Genomic DNA, 17,756 nt, shown 5'->3' with positions numbered 1-17,756 from the left:
TATCGCCGGGACGGCGGGCGCGGTCATGTGAGGGCCCGCACAAGCCCGGCGGTGATGTCGTCGAGCACCTGCGGATGCGCGAGCAGTTCCGCGGCCGCATCCTGTCCCGACCGAGGCGCCGGCAGCCGCGGTCCGGCGACCCGGCGGTCATCGGACAGGGTGATCAACGCAAAGCCGTGCTGCACACCGCTGGCCGGAAAGTCCGAGCAGGCCACGGTGGCAATGTCGGTCCGCAGCCTCGACCAGCGCGCGCCCGCCGACCACCGCGGCTGCACCTTGCGCACCGCTTCGGCCAGCCCCGCGCCCGGCCCGGAGGCATGGCTTTCCGCAGCGATCTTGGTGACGTCGGCCCCGACGAGCACCGCGGCCACGTCACGGATCCCAAGGGCGTCGGCCACTCCCACCGCCACGTCGGTCGCGGCGGCCGCGCTGCCATCGGCGAACCAGGGCCGCATCGACGCCGAACTGTTCAGCGCGACAACCAGTTCGGCGTGAGCCTGCTTGCGGTCCCTGCCGATGAGACGCCGCGCCGAGGTGCGGGCCGCGGCCGCCAGTGGGCTCAGCGCCGTGTCGGCGGCGGCGGTCACCGAAACTTCAATGTGGTGCCCGGCGGGCCGCAGTTCAGCGAACACCACCGCGGAGTCACCGCTGACGTCTACCGGATCGAACAGCACCTGGACGGGGTCGGCCTCGTCGGGCACATCGTGCGCGATCGCCAGGTGCACGACGGTGTCGGCGCCGAATTGTGTTGTGAACGCGGGCCGGACGGCGATGCTGACTGGACCGGTCAGCGAGGGCAAGACGACATGCTGAGGGCTGGAGCGCACCACGGGCTGGCCCGGGGCGCCCTGGATGTCAAGCGCGGCGTCGTGTACCGCACCGCTGATGGACACCGACAGCGGCCCGACGGGTATGTGGGCGCGCTGATTACGTGCGGTCAGGGCGTAGATCGGCATCAGGGGTTCCTCCACATCTGAGCCGGCGGGGCGGCCAGCGGCGCTCGCCCGTCGGCGCGGCGGGCCAGCATCGCGCTCATCAGCTTGCGGTAGCGCCGTGGCGGGCTTGCGTCGTTGCTGCCGGCCATCCGCATCATCGTCGCGAGCACTGCCTCTTGGTCGTCTTCGCTGAACTGGCGGTTTGCGGCCAGCGCGGCGGCGGCCGCGGCGAGCACGCCGTCGACGGCATCGCCCGGCTCGGCGGCGTCGGCGCGTAACAGGCTGGCCGCCAAAACCTCTGTGGCCGGGACGATATCGGCATCGGCCAGGGCTATCAGCTGCTCGACGGCAGCAGCGGCGACCGCCCGATCCGCGGCCAACTGACTCGCGAGCACGGGCCGTGGCTGCCCGGCGATCAGGCCCAGGACCGCCAGCACCGTCACCCGCACCGCGCAGTCGGAATGCACCCGCCCGGGGCCGATTTCGCCCAATGCCGCATCCCACAGTCTGGAGTACGCCCGGTGATGGGTGTTGATGTAACCCCGCTGCACCCAGGACGCCGGGCTGACTGCGCGCAGCGCGGCGCTTGCCACCGCGAGGTCATCGTTGTTGGCGGCGGTGATCTGGTCGGCCAGCTGGAGCAATGATTCACTGTCGGGCGCCCCCAGCAGCGTCGGCAACAGCGCCGGGGTGCTCAAGGCGGCGCCGCCCGCGGCCAACAGTTGCGTGGGGTCCCACACGCGGCGGGCCGCCAGCTCGTCGCGGTACGGGGATCCGTTGGCCGCGAGCCACCACAGCTCGGCGAAGCTGTCCGCTTCACCCGGGTGGCGCTCGGCGCGCATGCCGCACACCGCCGCACGGGTCCAGGTCACATCCCACGGTTGCGCACCCAGCAGTTCGCCCGGCGGGGGCATGGTGGATCCGTCGGCGAACCAATCCAGCACGGCGTCGCTGATCGCGGTGGCGCCGTCGCAACTCAGACGCAGCGTCGCGGCGGCCGCGGCGATCCGGGTCTCTGGACCAAGCCGATGCGTCAGGCGTCGGGCCAGCGTGGGTCCCGTGTGCGGGTCGGCCAGCTGGGCCGCGACCCGCTCGGTGAGGGCCTTCGTCAGGCGGTCATCGTCGACGCCGGCCCGCAGCAGCAGATCGATCAGCTTGAGCAGTCGCTGCGGGTCACCGGTGCCGCTTGCGCGCCGCAACGCCGGCCCGAGGGCTGCCGTCAGGGGCTCGGGAACCGGTCGGCCGTGATAGCTGTTGCGGCCCAAGGGAATCGGACCGAGCTGGTCCAGCCAGGTGTCGTCATCGATCGCCCGGCACAGGTAGGTCAGCGCCGCGTGCTCCCCGGCGAAGCCGGGCAGGTTCTGTTCCGCGGCCTTCCAGGCGTCGGAGGTGCTCTGACCGACGAGGGCCGAAAGCGCCTCGTCGACAAGGCGTTCGGTCGGTGATCCCGCGACGATGCCAGCCGGCGAGTGCGCCGCGATGATCGCGGTCGCTTCGGGATGGGCGGCGGCGAAATCCTCGTCGGCGGCGATCGTGACGGCCAGCGGCCAGGCGGGGTGCAGGTCTCGATCTGGGGTTTGCGCCGCACGGCGGTCGAGTTCGTCGAGCACCGCGAGGGCTGACTGCGGATCGAGCAGTACCTCCTGCGCCATCACCGACCACGCGGTGACGTCGATCGCCTGGCCGGCCGCGGTTCGATGCGGATCGCCACCCAACTCCCCCAGCGATAGTGTCGCGGTCTCGTCGATGACGACGAAACCGGTTGGTACCGTGCCTAAGTCTTCGACGGGCACCGCGGCCAGGTGCGCGATGGCGTGCTGCGCCGGGCCGAGCTGGTCGGCGCGGTCGAAGGTGCTGAAGTTCAGGGTGGCCGCGGTTCCCGGCGACATGAGGAAGCTCACCAAACCGATCCACTGGGCGGCCGAGTCGACGGAGACGGCGCCCAGGACGACGGGTGCGCCGCCGTCGAGCGCGGCCGCCACCGCGTCCAGCAATCCGAGCAGGGTGCCCACCCGCCAGGTGCTGGTGTCCAGCGCGAACGCGATCGCCGTTTCTCGGGTGACGACCTGTGCCGCGCCGGGCGGATCGCCGGGCAAAGCGGCGCGAGCCACCGCCGCCGCACCGAACGGACGCAACCAGTTCGGTGAACCCCACCGCTGGATCGGACGCAGCCGCGGCGCGGAATCCGGTGCCCTGTCCAGCAATACGTGCGCGAACACGTTGCCCGGACGCCCGGTGCTGTCGGCGCCCGCGGCGACGGTGTGCCAGTAGCCCGCGGCATCGCTGGCCCATCGGCGGTACTCGAGGCGCCGCGGCGCCGCGTCCAGTTGTTCGGGAGTGGGATAGTCGGGCAGCGGTGTAACCGGCCGAAAGGCGGTGCGCACACCCGACGCCAGGCGCTGGGTCTCCTCCGGCGACAGCTCCCCGGTGGCCTGCTTGACCTGCCAGCCCCCCGCGCCTCCCGGCTGGTCGAAGCTCGTGTAGGCGAGTTGGCCGTAGCGCGGGGTCACGGCGCGCCCACGCTGAGCCGGAGGCTGTGCACGGGCGGGTCCAGGAGCGCGATGGTGCGCAGCCGCGCCGCCGAGGGGGTGTTGACGAACAGCCTGATCCACCCGCGCCGGCCCCGCAGATCGACGGCCCACGGTTCGGCGGTTCCGGCGGTGGTCAACGCCGACCACCGCAGTTCCTTGGACGGGGTGGCCGCCAATCCACCCTGCGCATCCAGCGGTGCCGCATCGAGTGCTTCACCATCGGTGGGCGACAACGGAATTCGATCGGGATGGTTGATCAGCACGAACGCCGGCGACCCGGGCACCTCGTATTCGGACCGCATATAGATGGTGGCGTGCGACGGCTGACCCGCCGGGTCGCGACTCAACTGCACCGCGTATTGCAGCCGCAGCAAGCCCGCGTACTCGACGCTGCGCACCGCCCCGATGGCGCGGCGGCCCGCGGAAAACGCCACCGGCGCCAGATGCAGGGAACACCCGCTCACCGGAAGCTTGCCATTGGGCAGTTGCAGGCCGCCGTACTTTTCGTATTGCTCGACGGTGATTTCGTAGGAGGTACCGGTCAACCCGTTGCGTGGGTCGTAGCCCTTGGGCGCCAGGTACACCACGACGACGGCGGCGCCTTGCGGCCAGTCGAATGTCAGGACCTGCTTGTTGCAATATTCGGCCAGTTCGACGTCGCGGATGACTCCGGTGCGTACCGAGCAGAAGGTCTTGCCCAGCAACGCGCGACCCGCCAGCACGGTGACCGGGGTGAAGTAGGCGCGACTCCAATCCGTCGGCCAGGACACTCCCGACATCCTCGACCGCGGCCGTCCATCGGGCCCCGGCTGTTCGGTAATCGGTTGTGTCAAGCGCAAATCCGGGGTCAGCCCGATCTGCTCGAGCGCCGCCTCGGGCAACTCGTTGGCCTCGGCGCCGGCGGCTGGGCCGGTCTGGCTGCGATAGATCACCACTTCGCCGGCGGCCGGCGGCTTCCAGGTGAGTTCGAAGCCATCGGCGGACCCCGGTGCCGATGTCACCATCAAGTCGGTGACCGGCGTCAGGACGGCGGCGATTTCGACGTCGGCCTCGACCGCCGCCGACAGCCGCAACACGCCGTTGACCGGGACGGCCGCCCGAATCCGATACAGATAGTGCCGGCCGGGAGCCGGATCGGAGTCGACGAATCCCGCCCGATTATCACGGTCGAGCAAGATCCGATGCTGGGGACCCTCGCGACCGGCTTCCTCGACCGGCAACCGGGACACGAATACCGTGCTCACCGCGGAAGGCACCGTCCAGCTGCCGATGACGTTGCCGTTGTCCTGCCGAACAACATAATCACGCACCGGGCTGACCGCGACGCCTTCGGCGTGTTTGATCGGTTGCGCCGCAAGCGCTTCCGCGCGGGTCGCACCGACGTTCACCCAGACCTGGTAGTAGCGCACCGCCGCCGCCGAGGGCGCCGGGTCGGCCGCGGTGGTCGCCGTGGTGGCCGTTACCAAGCGGGCGCGATCCGGGGAGTACGGCGCGTTGTCCTCCTGAGCGACCAGCCGATAGATCACCACGGCCTCGCCGCCGGGCAGGTAGGGGGTCCAGGCCAGCTCGCAGCCCCCGGCGTCGTCGCGCGCCGGCCTGACGGTGACGGCGGCCAGGGGGCCGGTCTGTTCGCCGAAGGTGTAGGCGGCGAAATCGCTTGAGCTGAGCGGTGGTTGGGCGCCCGCCTCGCCGTCGGCCAGTGTCGCGGCACCGGTCGCTTCGCCGTCGGGTTCCACCGCGGCCAGGCTTCCCGAGCGGTGATGGCGGCCCGGCGTCGAGTCCGAGTCCACCTCGGCCAGCACGGCCGCCAGCTCCTCGGCGTAGTCGGCGACCGATCCGGGCAACATGGCCCGAATCTGTTCCACGTCAGTGCGTCCGGAGCGCAGTATCAGCCGCAGGTGGGTTTCCTTGAACCCCGCCTTGGACACCGCCCCGGAGTCGATCAGGCGCTGGCGCCATGCGATCAGGGCGTTCAGTCGGGGGTCGTCGGCGTCGCCGGTGTGTTGCGGATCGGGCATGCTAGAACACCAAATCCCCGCCGGGCGGTGTGTCACGGTGCTCGGTGTGCGTGATCACCGTGGTCTTTTCCGTTTCCAATCCCGACGCGGCCGCCAGCGGCACCTCGAAAAGGGTGAAGTCGTAGGGCGCCAGGCCGTCGCTGGCCTGCACCACCGAGGCCCGCAAACCCAGCCCGGGCCGGGCGATCGTGGCGGTATCGATCGCGACCGCGCAGCGGCCCGCGGTCATCGCCGCGTCGGTGAACACCGAACCATCGAAGGGGGCTGCTTGTCCCGGCCGATGGTCGACGACTCCGGCGGCGAACTGCTCGGAGCCGACGTGCTGGCCCACCGCCGGCGCCAACACCGCACCGGTCAGCGCCGCGCCCACCCGGTCATCCTCGGCGAACATCTGCTCGACGCGCTGCCATAGGGCGTCGGCGCCGGTGGAGTGCACCTGCCCGGAAGCCACCGCCGCCGACCACTGATCCAGACCCGACGACGTGTGGAAACCCGGCATGCGATAGAGCATTTCGGGCTCCTCCCGCAGTCGGCCCGCGGCATGGGCGACCATCTCCTGCCACGGCTTGGTCAGCCAGCCCAGCGCGTAGAGGCGGCGCTGGATGGCATGTGCGGCGTCGTCGGCGCGCTCCGGGCCAGGGTCGGCGACCCCGACCTGGGCACAACGGGGTAGGCCGTCGGAGATCAGCGGTGCCGCCGAGCGTCCCGCCGGAGCGGGGCCGAAGGGCGCGCGCAGCACGGGCCCCAGCACGCGACACCAGGACAAGTATTGGCCGTAGGCGGTGGACAGGCGGCTGACATCCTGCAGTGCGGTCTGCAGATTCGCCTGCATCATCTCGAGCTGATTCTGTTGCGACTTCCGCAGGTTCATCAAGGTGAACATGTCGCGCTGGGCGAACAGGAACAGCGTCAGCGACACCACAACGTAGAGGCCGATCAATATGCCGCCGGTGATCAACGTGTATTTCCAGCCGGTGAAGTCGGCGACCGCGAGGCCGATCAGGACGAGCAGCACTCCCAGCGTCCCCCAGGTCAGGGTGGCCAGAATGGTACCGATGGCCTGTTGGCGGGCGCGCACCTTCTCGTCGATCGAGATCTCGCTCGCCGCCCGCTGGATCTGCTCGGCTATCTGCGCCACTTCGGTGCGGGCCCGCCCCAGGAAGTCGGCCAGGATCGATCCCGCCTGCCAGGCATAGCTTTTCGACGCATGCTGCTGCCAGCGCTCCAGTTCGGTCGATGCCCCACGCGCCTCCACGCCCGCGGCGGGATCGGAATAGGCGCGTTGCAACCGCTGGCGCAGATCGGCGACGCCGAGCACGTCGGCCGGCTCCAGGTCGCTGACGCCGATCACCGCGGCCAGCGACGTCGGAATGGCGGTGAACCGATCCGCGCGACTCGGTACGACGTCGGCGGCGTTGGCCAACACACCGACGCCCGCGCCCACCTGGATCGGGTCGAGCCCCTTGGCTCGCCGCCCACCGTCGGCAAGGGTGAGCGCACCGTTGACGAAGTCGATCCACAGCGGGCTGAGATCTTGTTGCGCCAGTTGCCCGTTGGCCGCCGATCCGCCGATGGCCGCGTTGAGCGTGTCCGCGCTACGGCCGAGATCCTGCCAGTCGGCGAGCTGACTGCCGGTAACCACCGAGAACGCCGATTCGCGGCCGCCGAACACGGTGCCTTGCACGGTCGAGGCCAACACCGCCGATACCGATCCCTTGACCGCCGACAGCCACGCCGATGGCGCATTACGCAGAGCCCCACCCATGAACCGCAGGAACATCTTCAGCGCGGCCCAGATCGAAATGGCCTGGGTGGCAACGTCGTCGGCGCCCATCCGCGGCCCCCGAAGCACGTCGCGATGTTTGGTCCACAGCGCCCGCGCCATCGTCTGGGTGGCCGCCGCAACGTCCTCGACGTAGAGCACCGGCACCTGGCCGCCGTGCGGCAACGGCAACCGTCCGGCCGGGTCGAATAGTCGCGCCCGCAGCCGTCGTTCCACGTCGGCGGTGTCCAGGCTGCGGTAGAACGCGCGCACCGCGCGCAGCGTCTGGCCCGGCAGGATCTCCACGCTGTCGAAGGGGGTCTGCTGCACGTCGGCCCACAAGCCGGCCACCGCGGCGACCACCGGCGCGGCGCGCTGGGCCAGATCCAGCGGTTCGGCCAGGTGCCCCCACGGCACCGCACCCAGCCCGGGTGCCGGCGAATCCTCCGGCGCGATCAGCAGGTTGTGCCAGCCCTCCACGACCACCGATGGGCTGAGTTGACTGGCTCCGGCCCGCCCACTGGTGAGCAACATCCGCAGCAGGGTCATCCTCGCTCCCCTGGCGGTGCTGCGCACCACTTGTTCGACGAACTGCTCGGCGGCCAGGGGCGCCCGCTGATCCGCCGGGGCTTCGAGCGGAACCAACACCGCCACCCTGACCCGGTCATAATGCTGTGCGGTCAACACCTGCTGCAGCACAACGCTTTCCGACCGGCCGTCGCGAACCATCGTCGCCGCTGTGGCGGGGCCACGCGCGTCGCCGGCGTCCACCCAGACGAACACGCCCAGCAGTCCCGCGGCGGAGTAATCGCACAGGACGCCGAGCAGCTCGTCGGTATGCAGGTGAGGCGCCACGATCACCGTGAGCGCGGGTGACGCATCGGATAGAGCCATGGTCAGAACGTCCCGCCTTCGGGGATCACCACGGGCGCACCGCCGTCGAGCACCGGGCCGCCCGCCGCCGCGCCGGCCGCCAGCGCCTCGGCCTCGTGCTGGATCAGGTTGATCAGCGCACCGGTGGCCGCGTACACGTCCGGGGCCAGGTCGCGGAACATCGGCGTGTTCGACGCCGTCGTGCGCGTCGGCACGGTGGTGAACGCCCCGCCCGGGGTCGCGCCGGCCATGTCCGCCGGAAGATACTGCGCCGCAACATCGCGGATGGTGGTCAGCCACTCGATCGCCGCCGCGGCGCGCGCGTCGGCGGCCTGGGCCTCGGCGATCCCCGGGACCCGGGACTGCACGCCGGGCGTGTTCGAGATGCCTTGCAGAAACTCACGCAACAGCCCCTGGGCGGACAGCGCGACGATGCCGCTGGCCGGATCTTGCGAATGCGCGTCGTAGAGCTCACGCAGCACGCTGTAGGGCCGCAGCGATCGCATCACCGGCGGCTCGTGCGACTGCGCGATGGCCAGCAGGATCGATTCCAGCACCGCCGGCAACCAGTCGTAGGGGGCATGGAACGCCGACGGCGGCGTCAGCAGCGGGTTCGGGAAGTTCAGCCACTGCCCGCTGTCCGCGTCATAAATCCGCACCGGCTCGGTGAACGGGGACGCCGGGATCTGGATGCGGCCCAGCAGCTGACCGACGAACCAGCCACCGGTCATGGCGAATCGCTGCTCGTCGGTCATCGGCAGCGACGCCGAAAGCGGCCGGGAGCGACGGTATTTCCAGAAGGCGCCCCGCCCGGGTCCCGCGGTCTGCGCCCACTGCTGGGCCGCGGGCTTGAGCACCGAGTCGAACGCCAGCGGCGAATAGTTGGGATAGGAGCCGAAGATGTCGATGCGGGTCACGCTGTCCTCGTCGGACAGCGAACGCCCATAGTTGTCCTTCGTCGCCTGATCGATGCGCGGATTGTTGCGGATGACCTCGAACAGTTCCCGGTCGACCGGTTGACCGGCGAACGGAATCTCGGAGAACTTATAGCGGTACTCGGTCTGCTGACCGGGGTGGACCCGCTGCAGGGCCTGGTCGTTGACGCTGGCTAGCGGTCGCGCCAGCGACAAGGCCTCGGCGAACTTGGTGGCGATGTCGCGCCGGCGCGCCACCAGCTCGGACTCCGATGCTCCCGCGCCCTGCACGTAGTCGCGCAGCGAGACCTTGCAGAATTCCGCGAACGACTCCCCGGGACGCTCGACGTACAGCCGGGCCCGGCGCAGCAATTCCACTGGGCGGGTGTGGATGTCGAATTGCGCGATCGAGGGCACCCGTGCCCGGCCGGTCTCCGGGTCGGTGCCCAACGCGCGGGTGACCCACGTCGCGGTGCGCTCGATCAACCCGCCCGGCGCGGCCACGCCGCCGGTGGTCTGCCACTCCCCCAGGATCACCCGCGCGGTCGCCTCTTCGATGGCCGACTGCAACGGGATCATCGCGTTGGCGCCGGCCACCGCCTTCGGCAGGTCGGCCTCATAGCGCCCCTTGAAGGCGGTCGAATTGATCAGCAGGACTTCGTTGTTCGCCTCCGCGAACCGGCTTGGCACCAGCTCGTCGGCGTCCGCGGGCCAGGCCGCGTACTGATCGGTGGCCAGGCGGGCCAGCCCGACATCGGTGGGCGGCTCCGAACGGGCGATCTCCAGCTGAATCATGGCCTCGCTGAGTCGATCCCGCAACGGCACCAAAAGCTCCACACCCACCACGCGCATCACGTCGGCGATGCGGGCGGCCGCGTCGGCGAACAGCTGACGGCGCACCGTCGCGCGGAATCCGTCCACAACCGCCGCCACCACCTGATCGGTGTTGGTCATCACGCCGTGCAGGGATCGCAGTCCGGCGTCCACCTGTGGCGAGATCGCCACGATGTCGGGCGGACCCATGTTGCCCAGCTGCGCAACCCCGGCGGTCAGTTTGTCGTCGATGTGCCGGCGCAGCTGGTCGACGACTTCGCGCGCAAACGGCAGCCCCAGCGAGGCGATGGCCGCGCCGACCACCTTTTCGAGCCGGTTGGCGAAGTCTTGATGCCACTGAAAGGCCATGGCGTAGGCCGCATCCGCACATGCCCGGGTCAACTCGGCGCGCCGGTTGTGCACGGCTTGACGCATGGTCGGCACCCACTGTTCGGCCGCGACGCCCTCCGGGTTGGGCAGGTGGTTGCGCAGCTGACGGTCGATGAGGCTGTTGACCGTGGCGGCGACGGTGTCGGCCGTGAAGGCTTCGGTGCCGATCCAGCGGCCGAGCTGGCTCACTCGGGTCTGCTCGTCGCCGGCGCTGGGCGGCAATCCCAGTTCGCCGCACAGCGCGGCCCATTGGCTGGATAGCAGCGAGTCCAGCTGTTCGGTGCTCGATGCCGGGTTGCCTTTCTGCATGTGCCCGTCGAGCAGCTTGTCGACGCAGCTGCGGGCCAGCCGCTGGGCGGCGTATTCGGCGTAGCGGTCGCGGCCCATGCTCAGGCTGGAGAAGCCATAGGTGCCCCAGGGCAACACATCCCACGACGAGATGCCCCAGCCCAGCAGGTCACGATCACCGACCGGGGACGCGGTGTTGCCCAGGTCGTAGGCGACGAACTGGTCGCTGGCCCGCCCGCTCATCATCAGCCCGGCCAGCCCGCGCGCCAGCCCCCGGTACACCGCGTACTGCGAGCCGTCGCCGAACAGAGTCCGGTCGGCGCCGATGTAGCGGCCCACCGGGAACACCCGCGCGAACGGAATCGGTTCTCCCTCACCGTGATGGTGGCCTAGGGCGCGCAGGATTCGCACGTCGTGTTCGCGGGCGGCACCCGATTGGCTGGCTACGATCTCGCCGAGCATCGCCAGCGCGTTGGCGCGTACGCCGATGATGGCGCTTTGCGGCAGCGAGTCGAAAATGTCTGGGGTGACCATGAATACGCCCATCAACCGGGGATCCAGACCGGTGACCAGGGTCAGCAGCCGGCAGACGTCCAGGGCCATCGACGCGCCCGCACCGCCGGCCATCGACGACACCACCAACACCAGCGGTGGTTCGTTGGGGTCGAAGCGGCCCATGCCCGGCACGTCGACCGTCGACATCTCCGAGACGGTCTCGACGCGAAACAGCGTGTCCCAAGCGGCCTGTAGGCGAGCGTGGATTTCGGCGGCCTTGCTCAGGGTGATCATGCGCCCGATCGCCCGGTACTGCCCGGCGCCGGCCGAGATCGGGATCGACACCTCTTGCGGGTTGCGCGGCGCCCAGGTGGCGATGGTGTCCAGCGCTGATTCGGCCGCCAGCCGTTGCGACAGCGCACCGTCGAGGACGGCGTAGCTGCTGCCCTGCGGACCGCAGCCGACGTAGCTGCCGCCCTGGGCGGGCACGTTCGCCAGCCCCTCCGGGCCCGACTCCGCGGCGCTCGGGACGTCGATGTGGACGAATTGCCAACCGGCCAGCAGCTTTTCGATCCCCGCGGTGTGCAGTTCGGAGCGCAGCTGGTCCATCATGAGGGACAGCGTGGCGCCGCCGGAACCGCCGCAGCCCACTACCAGGAAACGTCGCATCAGGTGCCCTCTCCAAAGGGGTCGAATGGATCTGGGTCAAATCGGTAGGAGGGTTGTGTCCCCTCGGTCGGCGGGGGCCCGGGCGGCCCACCCTCCTTGCGCTCGTCGCGCTCAACATGCTCGTCGCCGTACCGGTAGCCCGCGGCCATCGTGTCGTCCTGGCGGGGTATCGGTTCGGGTATCGGCCGCTCTTGTGTCTCCGCCTCATTGAAGCCCGGCGGTACCGGGCCCGTCGCGGCGGGCGGCGGCGGCGCGGGCCGAGGAGGCGGAGCAGGAGCCGAAGGTGCCGAAGCAGGAGTCGAGACGGGCGCGCCGCCGAACGGTGAATCGGTGCCTCCGAAGGGATCGGCTCCGGCCGGGCCGGCCACGACGCCGGCGGGGGTGTCGCCGAACGGTGAGGCCGTCTCACCCGGCGCCGCGAACGGCGCCGTCAGGCCCGCCTGAACGGCACGCAACCGCAACCCGGTGAGCAGGTCGGGCAGCCGCTGGGCGATGTCTTCGTAGAGCCGCTCACGCGCGGTGGTGTCGGTGGTTCCGGCCACCAGCACCAGCACCTCGGCGGCGTTCTCGGGCCCGTACGGGTTGTGCAGCAGCACCCAGGTGTTGTGCACCGCCAGCGGCAGCACCGCGCGCAGGCCGGTCTTGTCCGATCCGGGAAGTTTCGACCCGACGCTGACCAGACCCTCGGCGTCGACGACCACCTGGCCGGAACCAAATGGGCTGCGCCCCATCACGACCGAGAGATTGATCCCGGCCACGGACAATTGGCGGGTGCCGCCGGGCGGCAGCCCGGTAACCGGTTGCACCAGATCGCTGTCGGCCATCGCGAACGGTTCACCGCCGCGCAGCACCGCATCGTGCTCGACCTCCACCGGAATGCGTTCGGCCAGCAGCGGATTGTCCGGGATCTTGCTGACCCACCACTTCGACGCGTACAGCAGCGCCAACGGGATTCCGGGCCCCAGCAGCAGGGCGGCGATGAGCACCAGGATGAAGTTGGTGGTGTTGAGCGGGTTGATCATCGACGCCGTGAAGGCCACCGGCACGGTTTGGGCGTCGTCGGGATTGTCCAGCGTCGAAACGTGAACGGGCACAGTGCCGTTGAGACCACCGTGACCGTTGTGGTCGGTGCGCAGGGTGACCGACAGCTGTGCGGTCTCCCCCGCTTGCACCTTCAGGCAGTGCTGGCCCGAATTCGTCGGCGAACCCACGTGGGGCGTGCCGATGACGTCGGGCGCGCCCGACACCGTCGCGGTATCGGCGTCGCTGATCCAGGCGCAACCGGGGCCGGTGATGTTCAGCGTCGCGGTCGCACCCTTGGCCCCCTCGACGGTGCCGAAGTCGATGCGCTCGCCCGGGGTGGGCAGACCGACCTTGGGCAAAATCTGCACGGGCACGTCGACTTCCTGCGGCGACAACTGGGTGCCGGCAATCGGTCCACCGTTGAGATCGGTGGTGTCCGCGGTGGTGATCACCAGCGACATCCGCAACGTCGCGTGTCCCGGGGCGACTTTGGTCAGGTCGGCGTCGACGGGCTTGGCGATGTCGTCCTTGCCGGCCGCGGTCAGCAGCGGGATGGGTGCGGCGCCGTCGGGGCCCAACGAGGCCGACATGGTGGCCGAGCCCGCCAGGTCGCTCGGGATCATCGGCTTGCCTTGGCCGTCAACCAATCCGAAGACCAGGCCCTTAAGGGTCTGGCCGCTGTGCCAGGCGACTTTGTCGGCGCCCGTCAGGGCCGGGAAGATGTCGGTGGTGATGTGAATGCTGACCTTGGACACCGCGTCGGGGTGCTGGCCGGTGGTGTCGACGTAGACGATGGCCCACTGCCCGCTCCAGTGCGGGGCGTTGCCGTTCTGCAGCGAGATCGTCTGCGCGGATTCGGATTGCCATTGATAGTTCACCGAGACGCCGTCGACGTTGACGTTCTGGGCGCCGTCCTTTTTGGGCAGCGGCAGGATCTGCCCGGTCGGCGAGACGAGGTAGGGCTCGACGCCGGGCACGCCACCGGAACCCAGGATGTTGACCTCTTTGATGGAGCGGTCAAGCACGAAGTTGTGCCGCGCCTCCGGGCACACCTTGATCGGACACACCCCGCCCTGGTCGGTCACGCCGGGATCCGGGTTCAGCGCGTCGAACGCGAACAACATGTCGTCGATGTTGGCGACCGGAAAGAAGTCGCCAGGCACCGGATCTGTGATGGCGCCGCACGCCAGGCCCTGCAGTCCCTTGCCGGTGCTGATCGCCGACATGACGTTGAAGTCGCCGGGAGTCTGCTTGGCGCCCAGCCCGATTCCCAGCATGATGATGTTGCTCGACCGCAGCTGGTCGGCCAGACCGCTGGGGCGGCAGATGGATTGGACGGCCTTCTGGGTGGTGTCGGGGATTCCGTTCGGTGAGTCCAGCGGGACCCCGTCGGCGTAGGGCTTGGTGACCGGGCGGGCGGTGAAATCGATCATGCCGTCGGAGAACCAGGCGATGGCCTGGCAGCGCTGACCCTTGTTGACCTGGCCGCCGTGTGTGGTCAGCGCCTGCCGGGCGCCGTCAAGGGCCAGCCAGTAATCGGTGTCGATGCCGGTGTTCTTCTTGGCGATCGGGTCCAGCGACGCGCCGACGCTGTCGGCGGTCGAGCCGGTGAGTTGAGTCCAATCATGTTCGGGGGCATAGGTATCGGAGAACCCGGCGACCGCGACGTCGAGTTTCGCGCTCACCCGGTCGGCGTACTTGCCCAGCGTCTGCACCAGGTAGCGGGCGGCCTGGACCCGCGCGGCCTGCGGGTCGGTCTGCTGCAGGCTGCTCGATTCGTCGAACAACAACAACAGGTCCCCGGTCTTCTGCGCGGCCAGGCATGCGCCGAACCGGCTGGCCCCCGGCGAGCCCGTCGCCGACGCGACCGGCGCCCAGCCGACCACGTTGAGCACCACGGCCAAGAAGGCGGCCGCGGCGACCCGCGCCAATATCGCAACGCCGTTGCGGCCGCAAGATGTTCGAGAAGAGCCCACTACAACGTCCCCGCCCACAGCGCGATCTGCCAGGCCCCCACGGCGATTCCGACCAGGCAGACCGCCAGCACCACCCAGTAGAGCCTCGACGTCCAGGTGGGTGCGGAATAGATGGCCTCGGTGCGGCGCCGGGTGTCGACGCGGCTGAAGACGGCCAGCGCCCCGATCGCCAGCGGCCCGGCCAGCAACCACCCGGTGGCCGCGGCCGCGATCATCGGGCCGCCCACCGCACTCGCGGCGGCCAGGGCCACCCCGATCAGCGCCAGCACCAGCGCCACGGCGAACCACACCAGCGGCGGCCCGGCCGTCGTCATGGCGCCCATGCCCGCGGGGTTCGCGGTCAGCTGCCCGAAGGCGTCGCGCCCGCCGCTCGCGTCGAAGGCCGGCGAGCCCTGAAAAGCATCGGGGCGCCCCGGGGCCGGTCCTTGGTTGGCCCACGGATCGAAGCCGCCCGCATAACCCCCACCCGGCTGCCCCTGCACGGGCGCCTGGCCGCCCCCGGCCGAAGCCTGCTTACCCGGGCCAAAGTCGCTGAAGTCGAAGGGGTTTGGTGCGTTCATCGTCACCGATCTCAATACGGGTTCAGGCACAGGGCGAAGGAGCGGTCGGGGGGCGCGGCCACGTATACCGAGTTGCACTGGTTGCCCGATCGCACCCGCGCGGCAACGGTGTACACCCCGTCGCGGTGCTCGCAGTCGACTCCGAACAGGTCAAGCGCGTCATTGCCCGTGCTGTTGCGCAGCTGAAGCTCCACGCAGGTGCCGATCGGCACCGTAGCCAGGTCGAGCTTCGGGCCCCGCGGCACCGTGGTCGGCGGCGCGACCGACGTGATGGTTCGGGGCGGCATGGGCCTCGGCAGAGTCGAGCTGGACGCAGTCGTCGGCGTCGAACTGCTGGGGCGGGTGCCCCAGTACACGCCGCCCAGGATCAGCAGGACACACATCAGGTAGCCGATCACCAGGCCTGCGATCGCGGCTGGGCGGCCCCGCTCACCGCTGCGATTGATCTGAGGCAAGGCGAGGTGGCCGAGCACGATGCCGGCGGGCGGAACGATCACCCCGAAGATCGGCGAGAGCACTGCGAGGGTGTTGTAGTCCGCGCGCGGCGGCGGTCCGCCGAACGGCGCACCCGGGTAGCCGACCGGGGTCGTGGGCGCGCCCCCGTACGACACGGTGGGCGGCTGTCCGCCAAACGGGTCGCCGGACTGCGGCGCGAAGGGATCTTCGCCGGGATACATCAATTCACCCCTTGAAGTCGACGATGCAGGCATACACGGTCTTGGTGTGGTTCCACAGCGTCGTGGGGGTCTTGCAGGAGTCGTTCGAGAGCAGCTGGGTCACCTGCAGCACGCCCTCGCGCACCTCGCAGGCGACCGGGTAGATGGTGATGAAGTCCGCCTTCTCCGACGGGTCCGGCTTGTTCTGCTGGACCTCGATGCAGTCGCCCACCCGAAGGTCGCTGACGGAGACGCTCGGGCGCTGCGCCGGCGGGGGCGTGATCACCGTCGTGCGTGGCGGGGTCGGCGGCACGTACGGGCTGGGGGCTGCCGTCTTGACGGTGTTCGAACCCGATCCGCTGGTCGCGATCCACACCGCCAGCGCGCCGACCGCCAGCACGATGATCAGGTACGAGGCCGTCAGGCCGAAGATGGCGCGGTCGCGACCGCGCTGGTGGCGCTGGCGGATCTGGGACAGCGCGACGTGCCCCAGCGCGGCACCGGCCGGTGCAAACACGAACGCGAAGATGGCCGACAGTGTGGCCAGCGTGTTGGTCTCGGGCTTGGCAGCCGACGGGAAGCCACCGGATCCCGCGGGTGAATGACGGGGCTGGTTCTGCCCGAACGCCGGCCCTTGGCCACCGGCCTGCCCCCCGAAAGGGTCGCCACCGAACGGATCCTGATAACCGCCGCTATACGTCATCGGCGCCCCTCGGTGCGGGGCCGGAGCCGGTCACCCATCCCCCTCATCAATGCCATCCCATTCCCCGTCAACGCGCCCGTTCGGCGGCGTTCGCCGTCACCGCATGCCTGAAACTCGTGACGTCCCACCGCAACAAATCAACATAGTCGGTGCAGGCACGACGCACTCTTTTTCCACCAGAAGGATCTTTCGGTACTGCTACATATAGTGCTGCGCCGCGCGCACGCGCAATTTAGGTTGCGGCCCGACGTTCGCCGTCCGGCTGGCTCCGAGGTTAACTGTGCCGTCTGGATACCTGGTTGGAACCGCTACAGGTATTAGCTGTCGCACCGTCGACCAGTGGCCGGTAATTAGCTCGGGCGGGGCCACGCTAGCCGGTCGCGGCTTTGGAGTTCAGAAAGGCGACTATCCCCGGGGTGACCGCGGCGGCATATTTCGCCCGGCCGTCCGGATTTTCCATTCGCGCGGCGTCACCGGCGTTTTTCATGTTGCCGAGTTCGACCAGCACCGCGGGGTACTGGGCCAGGTTCAGCCCGGCGAGGTCGTCGCGCCCGTAGAGGCCGTCCGAGCCGATGTAGTTCGCCGGCTGTAGGCCGGATTGAACCAGGGCGTCGCGCATGGCATGCGCCAGCTGGACCGCGGGCCCGGCTTGGACGTCGCTCAGCGGCGGGCTCGAGTAATTGACGTGGAATCCGCTGCCGGATGGCGGGCCGCCGTCGGCGTGGATGCTCACGATCGCGTCCGGGCGCATGGCGTTGGCGGCCGCCGCGCGCTGGTCGATGCACGGGCCGACGCCGCTGTCGCTGTCCCGCGACAGCTGGGTGCGAACGCCCATCTGGTTCAGCGCATCGCTGATCAACCCCACCACGGCCCAGGTGAACGCGTGCTCGGGATATCCGTCGTCGGCGGACGCACCCGACGTCTGACACGGCTTGGTTCCACCGCGGCCGTTGGGGACCTGCTGGTTGATCGACACGTCGTTCACGGCGTTGTGGCCCGGGTCGAGGAAGACCGACATCCCGGCCACCCCGGCGTGTGCGCGCGGGCTGGTCAACAGCGCGCCGGCGGTGACGATCACCGGCAGCACGCCGGCGACCTTCAGGACGTCGCGGCGTGCGATGGATCGCGGGCCGACCGGGCGATCACTCAC

The 17,756-nt window shown here is 69.7% G+C and carries 10 protein-coding genes; all 10 read right to left on the bottom strand.

The genetic code is table 11. The features are described from left to right. Positions 1 to 23 precede the first annotated feature (23 nt). Positions 24 to 956, bottom strand: a complete 933-nt coding sequence (locus tag AC5Y5B_RS12660) for a hypothetical protein (protein WP_500005493.1) — start codon at positions 954 to 956, stop codon at positions 24 to 26. After that, a complete protein-coding gene (locus tag AC5Y5B_RS12655) occupies positions 956 to 3,445 on the bottom strand; it encodes a GAP1-N2 domain-containing protein (RefSeq protein WP_500005492.1) in 2,490 nt (829 codons plus the stop codon). Before AC5Y5B_RS12655 ends, AC5Y5B_RS12660 begins: the two co-directional genes overlap by 1 nt. Then, positions 3,442 to 5,484: a SaeA-related protein gene (locus AC5Y5B_RS12650; protein WP_500005491.1), complete on the bottom strand. Its 2,043-nt coding sequence runs from the start codon at positions 5,482 to 5,484 to the stop codon at positions 3,442 to 3,444. Before AC5Y5B_RS12650 ends, AC5Y5B_RS12655 begins: the two co-directional genes overlap by 4 nt. A 1-nt stretch (position 5,485) precedes the next feature. After that, positions 5,486 to 8,140 carry a hypothetical protein gene (locus tag AC5Y5B_RS12645; protein WP_500005490.1) on the bottom strand — a complete coding sequence of 885 codons (2,655 nt, stop codon included), beginning with the start codon at positions 8,138 to 8,140 and terminating at the stop codon, positions 5,486 to 5,488. Between the two features lie 2 nt (positions 8,141 to 8,142). Continuing rightward, entirely contained in the window at positions 8,143 to 11,688 is a 3,546-nt protein-coding gene (locus AC5Y5B_RS12640) for a tubulin-like doman-containing protein (RefSeq protein WP_112634494.1), read from the bottom strand. After that, positions 11,688 to 14,642, bottom strand: a complete 2,955-nt coding sequence (locus tag AC5Y5B_RS12635) for a vWA domain-containing protein (protein ID WP_500005489.1) — start codon at positions 14,640 to 14,642, stop codon at positions 11,688 to 11,690. The genes AC5Y5B_RS12640 and AC5Y5B_RS12635 overlap by 1 nt, the downstream gene beginning before the upstream one ends. A 44-nt stretch (positions 14,643 to 14,686) precedes the next feature. Beyond that, positions 14,687 to 15,247 (bottom strand): hypothetical protein, encoded by a 561-nt coding sequence (locus tag AC5Y5B_RS12630; RefSeq protein ID WP_500005488.1) that lies wholly within the window; start codon positions 15,245 to 15,247, stop codon positions 14,687 to 14,689. An 11-nt stretch (positions 15,248 to 15,258) separates the two neighbouring features. Next, positions 15,259 to 15,924, bottom strand: a complete 666-nt coding sequence (locus AC5Y5B_RS12625; protein WP_112634497.1) for a DUF4190 domain-containing protein — start codon at positions 15,922 to 15,924, stop codon at positions 15,259 to 15,261. A gap of 4 nt (positions 15,925 to 15,928) precedes the next feature. Beyond that, positions 15,929 to 16,606, bottom strand: a complete 678-nt coding sequence (locus AC5Y5B_RS12620; RefSeq protein ID WP_500005487.1) for a DUF4190 domain-containing protein — start codon at positions 16,604 to 16,606, stop codon at positions 15,929 to 15,931. Between the two features lie 370 nt (positions 16,607 to 16,976). Further along, positions 16,977 to 17,756 carry an Rv3717 family N-acetylmuramoyl-L-alanine amidase gene (locus AC5Y5B_RS12615; protein ID WP_112634499.1) on the bottom strand — a complete coding sequence of 260 codons (780 nt, stop codon included), beginning with the start codon at positions 17,754 to 17,756 and terminating at the stop codon, positions 16,977 to 16,979.

The organism is Mycobacterium sp. NGS33 (genome assembly GCF_059812885.1).
The sequence above is the reverse complement of the archived record's forward strand: the minus strand, read 5'-3'. Positions and strand labels throughout refer to the sequence as shown.

Coding starts and splice junctions, on each gene's coding strand:
- AC5Y5B_RS12625 (WP_112634497.1), bottom strand. CDS start 15,924: ATGTATCCCGGCGAAGATCCCTTCGCGCCGCAGTCCGGCGACCCGTTT.
- AC5Y5B_RS12620 (WP_500005487.1), bottom strand. CDS start 16,606: ATGACGTATAGCGGCGGTTATCAGGATCCGTTCGGTGGCGACCCTTTC.
- AC5Y5B_RS12630 (WP_500005488.1), bottom strand. CDS start 15,247: ATGAACGCACCAAACCCCTTCGACTTCAGCGACTTTGGCCCGGGTAAG.
- AC5Y5B_RS12660 (WP_500005493.1), bottom strand. CDS start 956: ATGCCGATCTACGCCCTGACCGCACGTAATCAGCGCGCCCACATACCC.
- AC5Y5B_RS12645 (WP_500005490.1), bottom strand. CDS start 8,140: ATGGCTCTATCCGATGCGTCACCCGCGCTCACGGTGATCGTGGCGCCT.
- AC5Y5B_RS12640 (WP_112634494.1), bottom strand. CDS start 11,688: ATGCGACGTTTCCTGGTAGTGGGCTGCGGCGGTTCCGGCGGCGCCACG.
- AC5Y5B_RS12650 (WP_500005491.1), bottom strand. CDS start 5,484: ATGCCCGATCCGCAACACACCGGCGACGCCGACGACCCCCGACTGAAC.